The 17,352-nt window shown below is 34.7% G+C and carries 10 protein-coding genes; 1 reads left to right on the top strand and 9 read right to left on the bottom strand.

Annotated features, from left to right (window positions below; genetic code table 11):
* Positions 1-38: 38 nt before the first annotated feature.
* Positions 39-2,327, bottom strand: coding sequence for a starch-binding protein (locus tag Q0921_RS10745; RefSeq protein WP_299256616.1), 2,289 nt, complete (start codon positions 2,325-2,327; stop codon positions 39-41).
* 780 nt (positions 2,328-3,107) lie between these two features.
* Here Q0921_RS10745 and Q0921_RS10740 point away from each other — a divergent pair.
* The gene (locus tag Q0921_RS10740) at positions 3,108-3,899 is read left to right on the top strand and encodes a hypothetical protein (protein ID WP_299256614.1); all 792 of its coding nucleotides are present in this window, start codon (positions 3,108-3,110) and stop codon (positions 3,897-3,899) included.
* Between the two features lie 212 nt (positions 3,900-4,111).
* Here the strand turns inward: Q0921_RS10740 and Q0921_RS10735 are convergent, their stop codons facing one another.
* From Q0921_RS10735 to Q0921_RS10700, 8 genes are all read right to left on the bottom strand, one after another.
* Positions 4,112-5,935, bottom strand: a complete 1,824-nt coding sequence (locus Q0921_RS10735) for an RICIN domain-containing protein (RefSeq protein ID WP_299256612.1) — start codon at positions 5,933-5,935, stop codon at positions 4,112-4,114.
* A gap of 26 nt (positions 5,936-5,961) precedes the next feature.
* Positions 5,962-8,568 (bottom strand): T9SS type A sorting domain-containing protein, encoded by a 2,607-nt coding sequence (locus tag Q0921_RS10730; protein WP_299256610.1) that lies wholly within the window; start codon positions 8,566-8,568, stop codon positions 5,962-5,964.
* A gap of 372 nt (positions 8,569-8,940) precedes the next feature.
* Entirely contained in the window at positions 8,941-10,752 is a 1,812-nt protein-coding gene (locus tag Q0921_RS10725; protein WP_299256608.1) for an acyl-CoA dehydrogenase family protein, read from the bottom strand.
* 28 nt (positions 10,753-10,780) lie between these two features.
* Positions 10,781-11,971, bottom strand: coding sequence for an acetyl-CoA C-acyltransferase (locus Q0921_RS10720; RefSeq protein ID WP_299256606.1), 1,191 nt, complete (start codon positions 11,969-11,971; stop codon positions 10,781-10,783).
* Positions 11,972-11,987: 16 nt separating this feature from the next.
* Positions 11,988-12,368, bottom strand: coding sequence for a four helix bundle protein (locus Q0921_RS10715; protein WP_299256604.1), 381 nt, complete (start codon positions 12,366-12,368; stop codon positions 11,988-11,990).
* Between the two features lie 39 nt (positions 12,369-12,407).
* A complete protein-coding gene (locus tag Q0921_RS10710) occupies positions 12,408-14,813 on the bottom strand; it encodes a 3-hydroxyacyl-CoA dehydrogenase/enoyl-CoA hydratase family protein (RefSeq protein WP_299256602.1) in 2,406 nt (801 codons plus the stop codon).
* A 17-nt stretch (positions 14,814-14,830) separates the two neighbouring features.
* Positions 14,831-15,286 (bottom strand): MarR family transcriptional regulator, encoded by a 456-nt coding sequence (locus tag Q0921_RS10705; protein ID WP_299256601.1) that lies wholly within the window; start codon positions 15,284-15,286, stop codon positions 14,831-14,833.
* A gap of 193 nt (positions 15,287-15,479) precedes the next feature.
* Positions 15,480-17,252: a long-chain fatty acid--CoA ligase gene (locus tag Q0921_RS10700; RefSeq protein ID WP_299256600.1), complete on the bottom strand. Its 1,773-nt coding sequence runs from the start codon at positions 17,250-17,252 to the stop codon at positions 15,480-15,482.
* Positions 17,253-17,352 lie beyond the last annotated feature (100 nt).

Genomic DNA, 17,352 nt, shown 5'->3' with positions numbered 1-17,352 from the left:
TAATTCAACCTATATGCACTATAGCAGGGGCAAAAAAATTATCTTTTTATAACTTTTAAACTCTTTAGTTTTGTGCCATTTAGCTTCACTGTGTAAAAGTACATACCTTGGCCTCTCATATGAGAGCTATTGATTTCTATGTTTTGATTTCCTGCTTGAGTGTGTTCTCTATATACAGTTTTAGTTTGTCCTAATATATTAGAAATAGATACTTCTAGAAGTCCATTTTTTGATGTATTTACGCTAAGTGTTCCATCGTCTCTAGTTGGGTTTGGCCAAAAAGAAACACTGCTTTCACTAATCGGAGAATTTTCTTTATCTGTATTATCTGCTAATTCCATAGCTCTGTTAGAAGGGCAGTCATTTGTACAATTGTTAGACCAAGTTCCTGTTCTTTTTCCGTTACTACTACCGGTAACTCTGAACCATCCATCTGCACCTCTAGTAAGGTCAACAGTTTGTTGCCCATTTCCATTATTGAAAACTGCTCCAACATTATTGGCGGTAACTCCGTTTGGTAGTGTAAAAGTTTTTCTGGCCCAAGATGTACCACTTAGGTTATTCATGCTTGCTCCAGGCCAACCTGTAGTACCAGAAAGGGTTTGATTTGTAGATTTATTATACAGATACATATTAGTGTTATTACCCCATCCACTTGGTTTTTGGAAGTTTAATGTAACATCATTAGAAGTTCCAGATCCATTACTACTGCAATCACTTGGACACGTATTACTCCAAGTATTTCCTCTGTACCATCCATCTATACTCCTAGATAGATCATCGGTTTGATTATTTCCATCATTAAAGATTACTCTAAGGTTATTTGCAGATACTCCAGCTGTTGGTGTTATAGTGAAAGAATACCAATCAGTTCCTGAAATATTAGTCATATTGTTTCCTGGCCATCCACTAGTTCCAGGAAGTGTTGCATTTACTCCAGCATCGTATACATATGCATTGACATTAGATCCCCAACCGGATGGTTTGAAAAAATTAACAGTATATTGAGGTACAGTTTCTCCACCACCTGTTGTAGTGCCTTGTGTCCATACTGCATAGTCAGTACCAGAAGTCTGTAATGTCCATCCACTTCCATTTGGAGACCAATTTCCAGAACCTAATTTCATGGCTAGTGTTCCGGATTTTCCATCGATGTAAGCAGCGTATAAATCTCCTCTTGCTTCATCGATACTGATAGTTGATCCAGAATGTACTCTAACGCTTTTTCTTGCAGAAATAAGATCTTTTATTGCATTACGTACTCCGGTTCCTCCATCAAAGAAATGCGTCCAGAATACCATTGGATTTCCTGGGTGAGTAAGAATATAAGCATACCCTTTTCTAAGATTAGTTTCTCCACCAGGGAAAACATAATTAGAGCCACAACATTGTTGGGCAAATCCAGTATCATGATTATCTAAAAAAGTAACAGATTTAGAAGGGTTAATACCCATCATACCAGAAGGTCTACCTTGACCATCTCTCAAATATGATAAATTGTTGTCTCTAATTGCATTTTGCAAGCTTACTTTTGTGTTAAAATCAAATGCAGAGGAAGATTGTTGTGTTCTATTAACAAAATTATTAGTTTGTACTCTACTACTTTCTAATAACTCTCCAACGGCAAAATATGGATTAGTAGCATCATTGTATTCTTTATTATAGATAGGATCATACCCATGTACAAAGTCATATCTCCATCCATCAAAACCAATATCGTTTTTTAAGAATCTCATCCATTTAATAATCTCAGCTCTTACTGCTGGATTTTGGTGATCAAGATCTCTAGCAGCTGCAAACCCTCCGCTTGATCCATCAGATTTAAGGTCAAAACCAGGAACAAAATCTCCGTTGATACTAAATTCTACGGGACCGTTTACAAAATTTCTACCTTCATCATCTGCGGTGATATAAAATGTAGGCCATGCAGGATTTGTAAAAGTAACCGCGTCATTAGAACCAACCCTATGATTGATTACAATATCACTAATTACTTTCATACCTAAACCGTGATATTGATTAATTAACGATACTAACTGGTTTTGAGTTCCATAAGCACTATTTAGATTGTTTAATTCTCTAGGTAAATATCCTTGTGGTGCTGCCGAATTACTTGGTGGTGGCATCCAGATTACATCGATACCTGCATCGTTAATAGTGTTTCTGGCATTAGATACTACATTATACCAAGTTTGTCCTGCAGGTTGATTTTGAACATTCCAGTCGAATGCCTGAAACATTACATCTTCGTCTTGAGCCTGTAGTCCTATAAATGGTAAACAAAATAAAAGGCTTACAAGGGTTCGTAATATGTTTTTTCTTTTCATTTTTAAGATTTTTTTCGTTCTATTAGGAACGATAATTTGTAATAAGTGAGTTTGTGTTTTCTCTCAAATCTTCGTTACGAGAAAAAATAGAAATCTGAAGTAAATAACTTAATAGAACTGTAAAAGGTAAACCAGCAGTATTTTTCTACCTAAGGAAGAATTGACGCTGATTTATTATTGTAGTTTATAGAAAGATACTGGTTTGAGTATTATTCGATAACAATAGAATTAATTATGACGGTTATTATTAAGTGATTTTTTTCAGAGGTTAAGATTTAAAAACTATTCTATGTTGTTCTGACTGAAATTTTTAAGAATAATTTCGTTTAATTAAAGTAGCTCAAACAATTTTGAAATTTTCGGTGGAAGAGGTGTTGATTTCATAATTCATAATTTTTAGTTTGTAAAAGTGTTTCTTGTGTTATTTTTTTACTAAGTTATTACGAATTATTCAATTTTGGCATTTGCAAAGGTTACTACAACGTTTTCGTGTTGATAAATTCTAAATATTTTGCATAATATATTGAAAAGTAAGCTTTAATTAACAGTTGTTTATTGCATTTAGAAAATTTGAAAGCTCTTTTAATCAGTATACTAATTTTTCTTAATGGGTTATTTTGTAACTATTTATTCTTTGTTTTTGTGATTTCCTAATTAATTATAATTTATGATGATTCCTTTCTCTATGTTAAATTAGATTAATGTTATGATAATCATTTGGTAGTAAGAAAATTAGATTTGTGAAGTATTTTAGTATAACCAACTTAAATATTTTAAATCATGAAAATTCAATTTAGATTTCTAGTAAGTAGCTTTTTATTTTTATTACTATTAAACTCTTGTGATAATCAAGAGGATTCTAATAATGGTGAAACAATTGGGTTAGAAATTCACAAAGAATATCAATTAGAAGGGCAAAAAGAACTTAACGGCTTCCAGATTGCATACAAAGTCGCAAAAAAATCGAATTACTATACTGTTAAAGTAGCAATAAATGATGTAAGGCTAATTGCTTCAATAGATTATGACTCAGAATTTATTGAGATCGATGGTAAGAGTGTTGTGTTATCTAGTAAAGAAAAGGAAACATTATTAATGATAGGAGAAGAGATCTCTGAGTATTTGTTTAAAGATGGTTCTGTAGCTGATTTTACGATGGCAGAATTTACCTTATTAAAATTACTAGAATATTGGGCTAAATCTCCAAGCAATTATAGGTATGAAAAAATTGTTTTTAAAGGGAACCAAACCAATCTAGTGAAGGGGAATGATGATGGAATAGCATGTATTAGAAAAAATACATTTGTTACAGCTGTGTATGACGATAATGGAGGTCAGACATATAGAGATCGCGAATTAGTAAATGGTGATCGTTGTTTAGGTCGATGTGGTTCTGGTTGTCCGGGTATATTTTCTATCGCTAGTGCTTGGACTAAAGATTGTTTAGATCATGATCAGTGCGGACGTGTATTAGGCGGAAGTACGAATCCTTTTGATCGTAATTGTGGAGATGAATATGGACAAGCTGCTGATGATTTCCTTTTTGGAGTATTACGCGGATGTAGCGGATAATAGGGTAGTGTGTTAAATATAAGTAACCGTCTTTCCATTTCAGAAAGACGGTTACTTAAATCAAAATTAAAGAACTTCCTAGCTTTAATCCTTGTGACAGGATATAGTATTAATAAGCAATACGATTGAAAGTCATAGCTGGTTAAGGACTCATTGTAAGTTTGTGCTTTGACCAGCTTTGTGTTTATTAAAATTATGTAGGTCTATGTTTTTTAATGCTTAATTATTTTTTGGGTAGTAGTTCCATACCTGGTAGAAACCCTTACAATGTATAACCCAGATGGTAGTCTACTAGAATCAAAAGAAGTTGTTCCATTTTTGAAAACTCCGGAGTGTAATAATTTCCCTGTATGATTGAAGATAGTATACGAAGCTTCTTGGGAGTTTTTCAAATCAATCTGAAATCTATCAATTGTTGGACTTGGATATATAAGGAATTCACTAGTATTTTTAGTATCACTAACCCTATTGCTTGTTATTGGAGTAATAATCCAATGCAAGTTTTGACTAGTATTCGACGAATCCCAAAGTGCTATATTTTGACTATCTGATCCGCCAGAACCTCCATCTAGTGCAAACCCAGGGGCATTTCGTTTTATTAATTTAAACGCGCCACCACCAACGTCTACTTTTTGCCAATGCTGGTTTGGGTTATTTTCACTACAAGTCCATAAATATACATTCTGACCAGTCGCTCCATCACGATTTCCATCCATACAAAAGTTTGTCCCCTTTTTTTGGTAAGAATAATAACCATTTCCACGATCGATCTCAATCCATTGTTGATTAGCATTATTAGGGTTAGCTGACCATAAGTACACATTTTGTCCGTCTGCACCACTTTTATTACCATCTATAGCAAAGTTAGGGGCATTACGTTTTACGATATGCACTAATGAACTACCTCCAGTAGTACCTCCATCACTTTCGGTGATTTCAATATTAGATATCGTATACACTTCATCAGCGTAACTTGTTTTGGCTTCGATAATAAGCTCTAGTTTATTACCGCTGAGATTAGTAACTGAAAGCGTTTTTAAATCAAAAGCGTTTACATTTTTAGCAATGGTTTTTTGAGTACCTCCATCTATTTTATAATACACATTGATATAATCCGAATCTTCCATGTTTCCTTCCCCTTTGATATCCATGCTGATGTCTACTTTTGAAACACAAGAAATATCGATGGCTCCAGAACTGTAGTTTGCCGTTCTATTAGAAACCGTGAAATCATTATCTATCCAAGGTAAACTACATCCGGGAGGAGTAACGTCAGAAGGATTTACTATATCGTACCCATCTGAACCATTCCAAAGAGAAACATCATCATAAGTAACTGTTCTTGTCTCTCCACTAACGTACTCTTCATTAGCATAATTATACATACCCCATGAGCCAGGTGTCGAATAGGACTGATTATACTGACCATTTTCGTTCTGATCTCCAAAACCAATAGTCTGACCTGTTTTATTGAGCATTAGTTCGTCATCTATCCAAACCTGAACAATACCGTCACTAACATTTTTTAATTTCACGTGAATCACCACTTTTACAAATTGGTCTTTTGGAAAGTCAGGATAAATAACATATCTAGTAAAGTTTTGCCCCATATTATAGCGGTGTTGCCACCTAAGCGACCCATCACCAAAATATTGAAGCATAAAATAATGGTTTGCAGCTCCTTCTCTAAAACCCCAAGTTTGCATTAAGGACATTTCAGTATTTGGATTGTTTGCTAATGTATTGCCATGTACTTTTAACCAAAAGCCAGTCCAGAATTCTTGTTTAAATACATAGGCATTATCCTTAGCTCTAAACTCTGTTTTCTTAGAAGATGTTCCAGTTCCAGTATAATCACTCGGTTTCCATGTACATTCGAGAGCACCATCCTTAAAAGTCATTCTGTTAAGGTTTGTAGTTTCAAATGGTCCCAAAGTACCATTATTGAAGTCGTGTTTTAATAAATCTTGAGCGCTTAGCGTGGAGACTAATCCTAAGCACAATAAAAATGCTTTTAGATAAAATAATCGTTTCATAATTTATTTGTTATGATTTTTTTGGTTTATTTTTTAATTATTTTACTGGTAAGTACCTTGGATCTATTGGATACTTTTACGAGGTATAATCCCTTTGCCAATCCATTGACATTCAAAGAAATTGCACCTTCATTGATCACCCCTTTAAGTATGGTCTTGCCATTTATATCAATGATGGTGTACCTAGATATTTCTGTAGTGTTCAAACTAATATTGACCTGATCAACTACAGGATTTGGATACATAAGGACTTCACTAGTATCGTTAGTATCCGTATCTCTATTGTTTGTTATTGGAGTAATGATCCAATGCAAGTTTTGACTGGTACTAGACGAATTCCAAAGCCCAACATTCTGAAGATTAAATCCACCTGAACCACCATCGATACCAAGACTTGGATCACTACGCATAATCAATTTAAATGCACCGCCACCTACATCAACTTTTTGCCAATGTTGATTATGATTATTTTCACTTACTACCCATAAATACACATTTTCTTTATTATCACCTATACCACCTCCATCTAAGGCGTAATCAGTATCCATTTTTTGATAGGTATAGTAGCCATTACCTCTATCAATCTCAATCCATTGCTGATTCACATTATTCGGATTTTGACTATATAAATAAGCATTTTGAGTATTATCTCCTTCCCAATTTCCATCTATAGCATACCCTTTGGCATTACGCTTTGTAATATGTACTAATTTGGTGTTTGAGATACTAGTTCCATAAACTTCAACCTCCGCTAAATTCATAGTAGGTATTTCATTGGATTGTACTCTAATAGTCTGTCCAGTAGCTGATGGAATATCTATAATCATTAGAGGATTAGGAGTATCGGTGAATGTTTGTGAATATGTTGTATTACCGTTACCATCAAAAACTGATACGGTAAAGTTTGTTAATCTTCCTATACAGCAAGCATCGGTTCTATTATACACATGAATCTCATTAATGCTGAATTCATTTCCTAAATTTACTTCCCACCAAGCATTAGGACCTGTAGCCGCAATTACTGAATCTGCACCAAAAGCACCATTAGTATTACCATCATTTGCATACGCGGCTATTCCGTCATTTTGCGTTCCTGATTGCGAGGCTGTTCCATTTAAAGCTAAATTATCTCCATTATCAGGATTCGGATCAATAGAACCATTCACCACCAATGGTCGCTCTGCGGGTACTGCAGAGGTAAAAGTCCCAGCGCTTGCTTGGGTTGCTGTAATGGTAGTTTTACCTGGACCAATAATACGCACCTTACCATTTACTATAGTAGCTACATTAGTATTAGAACTTGTAAAAGATACCGCTAAACCAGAGGTGGCAGTAGCTGCTATAAAATCAGGATCACCAACTTCTTTTATTGGAATATCTGGAAATTCAATATATTGAGTTTCGTCAACAAAACTAGCATCTGCTGGCCTGGTATATGGTACATAATCTGGTTTAGGATCTATGAGCATTCTACGATTAATTTCCTTCATAATGTCCATTTCATCAGACATCATATGTCCGGCATCTCCATCTCCAAGATTTGGTGTTTCATTGGTGTTAGCAAAAGTGATCATTCCTCCATAATCCGTAATCCTCCTCACAAATCTATAAGCTTGTTCAGTATCAAAAACTATCGGTACTTGTGGAGAGTGCCATCTTTCTCTAATGGGAAACCAACCGTGTTTCAGTGCATTTTTTCCATTAAGAGATGAATATGATTCCGTCATTATATTGGGTATCATAAACTCCTCATATGACCATGAGTTTGGCGGAGCTCCTTGCCCTAATGGTACAATATGCCCATCTGTGAAATCGGACAAATCATCTGTTAGCTCATGTAGTTTTACATAATAATCTATAGGATTTGTGTCATTTATACCATCCGAATCAACAAAAATATCATTTCCATTGTGTTCTAATCTAATTCCGGCTCCTGATCCACATGCAATTAAAGCCGTTGGATCGGCTTCGCGTATCATCGCTACAAAATCTTCAAAGTTACCATCATCTCTTAGGGCAGATGTTGTGTCTAACCAGTATCCATCAGCATAACTTGCCGCGGCTTTTACAAAACCTTGTATGAGATGGCGGTACGCCAAATATTCATTTCCTCCAAAATTAGTATTATAATAATTGACCCAGCCTGTATTGATCTCATTAGTTGCTCTATCCAAATAATTGGTAGAAATGTATAGAATTATTTTCTTCCCTGAATTTCTTAAAAGCTGAATGGCTTCTACGGCAACTCCATCATTCTCAACACTAGGAATCATTGCAGGATGTATCTCATTTGCTACGTCTACATTGGTGTTTGCTCTTGTATTAAAATAATGGGAATGTGCAAAATACGATAGATTGGTAATCACGTGACCTGCTGTGGGGAGCTCATCTACTATTTCCTGAGCACCACTCATATAATTCTTTTCATTCTGATTAATTTCTGTATCTAATCTTTCTCCTCCAAAAACAGGAAACGTTACTCCCCAAGAGCCTGCAAGCAAATCCGTTTCTGGTTGTTGAGCTATTATTACATTGGAAAAGATTAATAAAATAAATAACAGACAACACTTATTAATAGTTGAAATAAGTTTGCCTTTAAAAAAGACCAATAAATTTTGATTGTTGATTTTCATTGTTGAGGTTTTGTTTTAAGAGTTGTTTTGTGTTTCTCAAACAACTTTTTAGAGAGACTGCACTAATTGAGTTGCTTGTAGTTTTGAGTTTTAAATTGGGTAACCAATTTAAAAGTTTCAATTTTACATAATTTATAATTGGTATGTAGTTACAGTTTAGAATTAGAAAGTATCTAACTAGAATTCGTCTTTAGTTAACATACAATTCAACTGGTATCGATAGAGATTTTTAATAATTGGTTTTAATTATAAATCTATTTTAGGACGAAACATTTGTTTAAATAAAAAACCGCCTTTCCCCAACAGAAAGACGGTTTCTTAAATCAAAATTAAACAACTTCCTAGTTTTAATCCTTAGGAACGGATAAATTATTAAGAAAAGCAGTATCCGTTTTCGGCAGCTACTTTATCAGCAATTTTATTTCTTAATGATACTACATTTGGTTGATTCGCATATTTAGTAAAACGTTTAAGTCCCATTAGCATCATACGCTGCTCATCACCTTCAGCAAAAGAAACAATTGCTTCTTTTCCTTTTTTGATCACGATATCTATTGCATTATAAAGATACAACTGAGACATTGCAATCTGAATTTCTTGAGAATCTTCTCCAAAACGTTTTGCATTTTTCTCAGTACGTAGAATCGTAGATTCTGCCATGTAGATCTCAATTAGAATATCAGAAGCGGCCATTAATAACTGTTGGTGCTCTTCTAATTGCGGACCAAATTTCTGCATTGCTGCTCCAGCAACCATTAAGAAAACTTTCTTCATTTTTGCAACAATCTCTTTTTCTTCTGCAAATAATGCAGAATAGTCAGGAGTGTCAAAAGAAGGAATACCTGTTAATTCGTCGGCAACTTTCATAGCAGGGTTTAAAAGATCTACGTGACCTTTCATTGCTTTCTTAACAAGCATACCTACCGCTAACATACGATTGATTTCATTGGTACCTTCATATATTCGAGAAATACGAGCATCTCTCCAGGCAGACTCCATAGGAGTATCTGCAGAGAATCCCATACCACCAAAGATTTGTAATCCTTCATCAGCTGTATTCTGAACGTCTTCAGAAACTGCTACTTTTAAGATAGAACATTCGATAGCATATTCTTCTACACCTTTAAGCTCCGCTTCCTGATGTGTGTTTCCTTCTGCTTGACGGATAGCAATTCTATCTTCAATATTTTTTGCAGCTCTATAACTAGCTGATTCATCAGCGTATGTATTAGTCGCCATCTCAGCAATCTTAGATTTGATAGCTCCAAAGTTCATTATAGGAGTTTTGAACTGAATACGCTCATTAGCGTATTTGGTAGCTTCTCCAATTACTCTACGTTGTGCATCCAAACAAGCCGCAGCTAATTTGATTCTACCAACGTTTAAAGCATTCATGGCAATCTTAAATCCGTTACCTCTTTCTGATAACATGTTTTCTACGGGAACTTTAGTATCACTAAAGAATACCTGACGAGTAGAAGAGGAGTGGATACCTAATTTCTTTTCTTCATCAGCCATAGAGATACCATTAGAAGGATCATTTTCTACAATAAACCCTGTAATGTTTTTATCATCTTCTATACGAGCAAAAACAATCATTACGTTACAGAATCCAGCATTAGAAATCCACATTTTCTGACCAGAGATCAAGTAATGTGTTCCGTCATCAGACAATACTGCTTTGGTTTTACCAGAATTAGCATCTGATCCAGCACCTGGTTCTGTTAAACAGTATGCTCCCATCCATTCGCCAGTAGCCAATTTAGAAACATATTTTTTCTTTTGTTCTTCATTACCATATAAAGAGATTGGCATAGTGCCAATACCTGTATGAGCGCCAAATGCGGTACTAAAAGATCCTGTTGCACCAGAAATATAATCACATACTAACATCGTAGAAACGAATCCCATTCCCAATCCATCATATGCCTCTGGCACAGCGACACCAAGTAGCCCAAGCTCACCAGCTTTTTTCATACACGCTTCTGTATACGCGTAATCCTTGTTTTCAAATTTTTCCCAATGCGCCCATAATTCACGGTCTACAAATTCTTTTGTACTATCACGCATCATTTTTTGCTCTTCAGAAAAATCTTCTGGAGTAAATACATCTTCGGCTTTTGTTTCTTTAACAAGGAATTGTCCTCCTCTAAGAATGTCTTTGTTTAAAGTTTCTGTACTCATTGTTTTATTATATTATCTCTATCGTTTCTTAATTCAAAAATTCAAAAATACCAGCAGCTCCTTGACCTGTACCAACGCACATAGTTACCATACCGTATTTACCTTTCATATCACGTTTACGCATTTCATCAAATAATTGTACAGATAATTTTCCTCCTGTACATCCTAATGGATGCCCAAGTGCGATCGCACCTCCATTTACATTTACAATATCCTGATTGATGTTTAGCTCACGCATTACAGCTAGTGATTGAGAAGCAAAGGCTTCATTAAGCTCAATTAACTCAATATCGTCTAGTTTTAAACCTGCTTGTTTTAAAGCTTTTGGGATCGCTTTTACAGGTCCAATACCCATAATTCTCGGTTCTACACCTGCAGCTGCATAGTTTACAAGTCTTGCAATAGGCTCTAGATTTAATTCCTTAACCATATCCTCACTCATAACCATCACAAATGCAGCACCATCACTCATCTGAGAAGAGTTACCAGCAGTCACACTACCTCCAAGTTCAAAAACAGGTCTAAGCTTCCCTAGTACTTCTTTACTAGTTCCTGCTCGTGGTCCTTCGTCTTTGGTTACAGTATATGATTTGCTTGCTTTTTTTCCGTTTTCATCTACATAGATTTGTTCCACGTTGATAGGAACAATTTGATCTTGAAAACGATCTTCTGCTTGTGCTTTTAAAGCTTTCATATGAGAATTATATGCAAACTCATCTTGATCTTCGCGCGATACATTAAATTGGTGTGCCACTGCTTCTGCAGTATTTCCCATTCCCCAATAATAATCTTCGTGACCAGATTTTGCTAAATCATAATTCAGTTCTGTTTTATATCCCGTCATTGGAACAGAGCTCATGCTTTCTGCACCACCAGCAATAATACAATCAGCCATTCCGGATTGTATTTTTGCAGTTGCCATACCAATAGTTTCTATTCCTGAAGAACAGAACCTGTTAACTGTTACTCCAGGAACATCAATAGATTCTAATCCCATTAATGAGATTAAACGTGCCATATTCAGTCCTTGAGATCCTTCCGGCATTGCATTACCAACGATAACATCATCGATACGACTTTTGTCTAGTTGAGGTAACTCTTTCATCATATGCTGAATAGTTTCTGCAGCTAACTCATCGGTTCTTTTAAATCTGAACACTCCGCGAGGTGCTTTTCCTACGGCTGTCCTGTATGCTTTTACTATATATGCGGTTTTCATTTTTTATAAATAGATTTTAGATATTAGTATTGAGTACTGAGATTTTGTTCGCAATACTTTTTTGTAATGAATAATTCATTTTTTGAACTTCAATCAGCAAGTCAATCGCATGTTGAACTTTTTCTTTTGACAAAAGATCTAGTTCTACTGTTAGCACTAATTGTGTCTGAAGTTCATAAGCCGAACCATTAGCAATACTCAAAAAATGTTTAAATTCTTTATTTGAATTTCTTCCACTGCCTTCTGCAATATTTGAAGAAATTGAAATTGCGCTTCGTTTTATTTGAGAAATTAATCCATATTTTTCATCAGAAGGGAGTTCTTTAGTTAATAGATATATGGATTTTGCCAAAACAATTGACTTCTTCCATATTTTTAAATCTTCAACTTTATGCATTACTTAACTTTCTAATTACTCAATACTTAATTCTCAATACTAATTACGTAAAGGTTTACCTTTTTTAAGCATATGTTCTATGCGCTCTAACGTTTTGCGTTCTGTACACAGAGACAAGAAAGCTTCACGTTCTAGATCTAATAAATATTGTTCTGTTACTAAGGTTGGTTCTGATAAATCTCCTCCAGCCATTACATAACCTAACTTATTCGCTATTTTATGATCGTGTTCCGAAATGTATTTACTAGCCTCCATAGAATCTGTACCTACTAAGAACATACCTAATGCTTGTTTACCAAGTACCTTTATATCCTTTCGTTTTACAGGTTGCGTATATCCTTGTTCTGCCATTAGTTTAGCATATGCTTTAGCAGTAGCAATCTGACGATCTTTATTTACAACAACAATGTCTTTCCCTTTCTGTAATAGATTTGTATCAAACGCTTCGTAAGCAGAAGTAGATACTTTGGCCATACCAATAGTTAAGAAGTGTTCCTGAAGTACATTAAGTTCTACATCATCTTTTTTGAAAAGATCTGAAGCTCTTAATGCCATTTCTTTAGAACCACCTCCACCAGGGATTACACCAACACCAAATTCTACTAATCCCATATATGTTTCTGCCGCAGCAACAACTTTGTCAGCGTGAAGTGATATTTCGCATCCACCACCTAGTGCCATACCGTGAGGAGCAACAATCGTAGGGATCGAAGAATAACGCATACGCATCATTGAATCTTGGAAATATTTAATTGCCATATTCAATTCATCATATTCTTGCTCTACAGCCATCATAAAGATCATTCCGATGTTAGCACCTACAGAGAAATTGGCAGCTTGATTACCAACAACTAATCCTTGGAAGTCTTTTTCAGCCATATCAATAGCTGTATTTAATCCTGCAAGAACATCTCCACCAATAGTGTTCATCTTACTTTGAAACTCTACGTTGAGTATTCCATCACCAATATCTTCTACAACAACACCGCTATTCTTGAAAACTTCAGATGATTTACGGATATTGTCTAAAATAATAAAAGCATCTTGTCCCGGAACTTTTACTTGCTCCTTTTTAGGAATGTCATAATAATGTGTAGCTCCATTTTTAACTGTATAGAAAGAAGTACTCCCTGAAGCGATCATATCATTAACCCAAGCAGCTGGTTCATGCCCTTCTGCTTTCATCATTTCGATTCCTTTTTCTGCTCCAATTGCATCCCAGATCTGAAAAGGACCGTGTTCCCAACCAAATCCAGCTTTCATAGCATCATCAATCTTATAGAGGTCATCTGTAATCTCTGGAATACGATTCGATACATATGTAAATAATGCAGCAAAACTTTTACGATAAAATTCACCTGCTTTATCTTTTCCTGCAACCAATACTTTAAAACGATCTACTACCTTATCAATAGTTTTAGTCATTTCTAAAGTAGCAAAGGAAGCTCTTTTGCTAGCTCTGTATTCTAATGTATCTAGGTCAAGAGAAAGAATTTCTTTTTTTCCTTCTGCGGAAACGTTCTTTTTATAGAATCCCTGTCCTGTCTTACTTCCTAACCATTTATTCTCCATCATTGTATTGATGAAATTAGGAAGTTTAAACAATTCGTGACGTTCATCATCAGGACAATTATCAGCAATCCCATTAGCAACGTGTACTAAAGTATCTAATCCAACTACATCAACTGTACGGAAAGTAGCAGACTTAGGACGTCCAATAACTGGACCTGATAATTTATCAACTTCTTCAATTGTTAATCCCATATCTTTTACCATATGGAATAAGCTCATAATACTGAATATACCTATTCTGTTTCCAATAAATGCAGGAGTATCCTTAGCAATTACAGATGTTTTTCCTAAAAATTGCTCTCCATATCCATTAAGGAATTCAAGTACTTCGGCAGAAGTATTTGGCCCAGGGATAATCTCAAACAATTTAAGGTATCGTGCAGGGTTAAAGAAGTGGGTTCCACAGAAATGTTTTTGGAAATCTTCACTTCTTCCTTCGTTCATGAATTTTATAGGAATACCCGAAGTATTAGAAGTAATTAATGTTCCAGGTGTTCTATGTTTCTCTAGATTTTCAAAAACTATTTTTTTAATATCTAGTCTTTCTACGACTACTTCAATAATCCAATCAACATCGGCTACTTTTGCAATATCATCTTCCAGATTTCCTGTAGTGATGCGATTTGCAAATTTTTGATGATAAATCGGAGAAGGTTTAGATTTAAGAGCGGCGGTTAGTGAATCATTTACTAACCTGTTACGAACCACTTTGCTTTCTAGTGTAAGGCCTTTTGCCTTTTCTTTATCATTTAATTCTCGAGGTACTATATCCAATAAAAGCACTTCTACGCCGATATTAGCGAAATGACATGCAATACCGGAGCCCATAATTCCTGAACCAACGACTGCAACTTTTTTGATGACTCTTTTCATTTTTTAACTTCTGGTTGTTAAGATGTTATAGATTCTTTTTTTGTGTATATTTTCTTGGTAGCAATGAGATCATTAATCAATTGAAATACTTCTAAGAAAGTATCAAGTTTTTCCTTTGGAACTTGCTTTCTTACAGCATGATCAAACGTAAAAACTACATCCTTTGAAAAATTTCTCATTTCTACTCCGAAAGGAGTTAGATATATTAGAACACCACGTCCGTCTTGAGGATTTTTCTTTCTAAAGATTAATCCTTTTTCTTCCATGGTTTTTAAAGTTCGTGATAAACTAGTGGCTTCCATGCCCATTTTAGGACCTAATGAGGTAGATGGAGTTCCATTTTCAGGATCAATGCTAATTAATGCAAAACCTGTTGCCATTGTACTACCTTTTTTACCTGCTTCTTCATTGTACATCTTGGCAACAGCCATCCATGTAGCACGAAGTGCATAATCAATCGTTTTTTCTCTCATTCAGAAAATTTGTTATGGTGTAAAGGTAAGAAAAATTTATTATGCACGCATAGTAAATTGTGTAAAAAATTGTGAAAAGAGAAAGTAATTTACATTTTTCTATTGAATTAATAAAAAAACTCCTCATAAAATGAGGAGTTTACTGATTTAAAGTTAAAGTTTTACACGATACATTTGTAATCAGTGAATTGAATTAGCCATAAATTTTACTATATAGATCTTGGTATTTTGCCTTGATCACTCGTCTTTTTAGTTTCATAGTAGGAGTGAGGTGTTCTGCCTCAATGCTCCATTCGTCTGATGTAAGTTCGAATCTTTTGATACGTTCCCATTTTCCGAATTTTTCGTTATGTTCGTCTACTTCTTCTTGAAAACGATCAATCACAGTTTGATTATTTACGATTTCTTGATTAGTGGTTCCAATTGGAATTCCTTTTCGGGTAGCCCAGTCTTTCACAAATTCAAAATTTGGTTGAATAAAAGCGGCTGGCATTTTTTCTCCATCTCCAATAACCATAATTTGCTCAATGAAACGAGATTGTTTCATAGCATTTTCAATTACCTGAGGAGCAATATATTTACCTCCAGAAGTTTTGAACATTTCTTTTTTACGATCTGTAATACGTAAGAAACCTTCACTATCTATTTCTCCAATATCTCCTGTGTGGAAATATCCATTTTTAATAACTTCTTTACTTTTCGCTTCGTCTTTATAATATCCGATCATTACTTGTGGCCCTTTTATAAGAATCTCACCATCTTCAGCAATTTTAACCTCTGTATCAGGAAGCATTTTTCCTACGGTACCAATTTTAAAACCTTTATCTCTAATATCATTCACGGAAACCACGGGGGATGTTTCTGTCAATCCATAACCTTCCATTACATTAATACCTGCAGCATTGAACACTCTTGCTAATCGGGATTGCAGTGCAGCACTTCCCGAAGCAATTACTTTTAGATTACCTCCTAATGCTTCTTGCCATTTACTAAAGATTAGCTTTTTAGCAATTCCTAATTTCTTTTCGTACCACCATCCATTAGCTCCGTATGGTTCATATTGCAGTCCTAATTCTACTGCCCAGAAAAATAATTTCTTTTTTACACCTGTTAGATCTGCTCCTTTTGCAATAATTTTATCATATACTTTTTCTAAGAGTCTTGGAACAGCAGTCATCATGTCTGGCTGTATCTCTTTTAAGTTGTCACTGATAGTTTCTAGAGATTCTGCAAAATAAATACCAATACCTCTATATTGGTATAGATACATTAACATTCTTTCATAGATATGGCAAACAGGTAAAAAACTCAATGCTTTAACCTCTCCTCCAAAATCTGCAAATCTTGTTGCACTATGCAAGGCGTTAGATACGATGTTCTTATGACTAAGCATTACACCTTTTGGTCTTCCAGTCGTACCAGAAGTGTATATTAGGGTAGCAAGATCATCTTCTTTTACAGAAGCCTTGATTTTTTCTACTTCTTCTTGATTGCTATCATCTTTTCCAAGTTCTAATACTTTTTTCCAGCTATCACAACCTTCAATATCATTAAAAGAATATACTCCTTTAAGAGAAGGAACATTGTCTTTTATGTTTTTTACTTTTTGTAAAACTTCATCATCCGATACAAAACAATACACAGACTCGGAATGGTTTAAAACATATTCATAATCTTCCTGAGAGATAGTAGGATAAATAGGTACATCCTGAGCAGCAATTTGTAATACACCGATGTCAATAATATTCCACTCTGTTCTATTGTTAGAAGAGATAATGGCTACTTTGTCATTTGGTTTAACACCTAGTCGTAATAAGCCACGACTTATTTGGTTTGCTTTTTCTACATATTCTTTAGTAGAAGTCGCAATCCACTTTCCATCATATTTTGTTATTAAAGCTTTGTCTAAATTGTATTTCTCTAGTTGATAATGTGGAAAATCAAATAATCTAGTAATTGTATTCATACTTTGTTTCAGATATGTTTTTAAAGACCTTTAAATTAAGCATTATGTTTTAAAAAATGTAACGCTTACCTATTATAATAAAGTTGCACAAGAAATTTGT

This window comes from uncultured Aquimarina sp., assembly GCF_947496855.1.
Lineage (GTDB): Bacteria > Bacteroidota > Bacteroidia > Flavobacteriales > Flavobacteriaceae > Aquimarina.
Note: the sequence above shows the minus strand (reverse complement) of the source record. Positions and strands in the feature narration are given on the sequence as shown.

Coding starts and splice junctions, on each gene's coding strand:
- Q0921_RS10730 (WP_299256610.1), bottom strand. CDS start 8,568: ATGAAAATCAACAATCAAAATTTATTGGTCTTTTTTAAAGGCAAACTT.
- Q0921_RS10710 (WP_299256602.1), bottom strand. CDS start 14,813: ATGAAAAGAGTCATCAAAAAAGTTGCAGTCGTTGGTTCAGGAATTATG.
- Q0921_RS10725 (WP_299256608.1), bottom strand. CDS start 10,752: ATGAGTACAGAAACTTTAAACAAAGACATTCTTAGAGGAGGACAATTC.
- Q0921_RS10735 (WP_299256612.1), bottom strand. CDS start 5,935: ATGAAACGATTATTTTATCTAAAAGCATTTTTATTGTGCTTAGGATTA.
- Q0921_RS10720 (WP_299256606.1), bottom strand. CDS start 11,971: ATGAAAACCGCATATATAGTAAAAGCATACAGGACAGCCGTAGGAAAA.
- Q0921_RS10745 (WP_299256616.1), bottom strand. CDS start 2,327: ATGAAAAGAAAAAACATATTACGAACCCTTGTAAGCCTTTTATTTTGT.
- Q0921_RS10700 (WP_299256600.1), bottom strand. CDS start 17,252: ATGAATACAATTACTAGATTATTTGATTTTCCACATTATCAACTAGAG.
- Q0921_RS10705 (WP_299256601.1), bottom strand. CDS start 15,286: ATGAGAGAAAAAACGATTGATTATGCACTTCGTGCTACATGGATGGCT.
- Q0921_RS10715 (WP_299256604.1), bottom strand. CDS start 12,368: ATGCATAAAGTTGAAGATTTAAAAATATGGAAGAAGTCAATTGTTTTG.
- Q0921_RS10740 (WP_299256614.1), top strand. CDS start 3,108: ATGAAAATTCAATTTAGATTTCTAGTAAGTAGCTTTTTATTTTTATTA.